The sequence below is a fragment of the Candidatus Symbiothrix dinenymphae genome (assembly GCF_001431085.1).
The window spans coordinates 1-735 of the sequence record NZ_BBRU01000162.1; the positions used below are offsets into that span (position 1 = coordinate 1).

Consider the following 735-nt stretch of genomic DNA (forward strand, 5'->3'; position numbering starts at 1 on the left):
GTTTGCGTCCGTACTTATCTACCGTGTAAATGGCTACAATGGTAAATGCAACATTGACAACGCCCACCAACACTGTTTGCAGCATAGCCGAATCGGTGCTTTCGCCCATGCTTTTGAATATTTCGGGGGCATAGTACAACATCACCTGAATCCCGATTAACTGCTGAAAAGCGGAGAGCAACAAACCGGCAATCCAGATACGTGCTCCAAATTTCAAGCCTTTTACCACCACCGGCGCAACAGATGCGCGAATGGAAGCTATTTCCTCTTGGATGGACGCACCTGCATTGAGCCGTCCCAATATATTAGCGGCTTTCGTTTCTTTGCCCATCATGACCAACCAACGAGGACTTTCCGGAACAAACAGCAGACAGATGAAAAAGAGAACTGCCGGTATCGCGGAGGAAGCAAACATCCAACGCCAACCGGTCTGCTCGTTCCATGAAACATCGCCTTGCCGTGTGATGGCAAAATTCACGAAGTAAACAACCAACATGCCGGTAACAATAGCCAACTGATTCCACGAAACTAATTTGCCGCGTATCGAAGCAGGTGCTATCTCGGCAATATACATGGGCGAGAGCATCGAAGCCAAGCCTACGCCGATACCACCGATAATCCGGTAAAAAATGAACTGCGGCAGAAAACTATAATCGCCTGTACCCGGCAAGGCAAAGCCTATTTCCGGCATTGCCGAACCGATACCCGAACAGGTAAATAAGATAGCAGCGAAAA

Annotated in this window: 1 protein-coding gene; it reads right to left on the reverse strand. The window is 48.6% G+C overall.

Features of this window, described 5'->3' with window-relative positions; translation table 11 throughout:
• On the reverse strand, positions 1 to 735 hold a 735-nt coding region (locus tag ASC50_RS02440; RefSeq protein ID WP_158648307.1), incomplete at both ends, for an MFS transporter.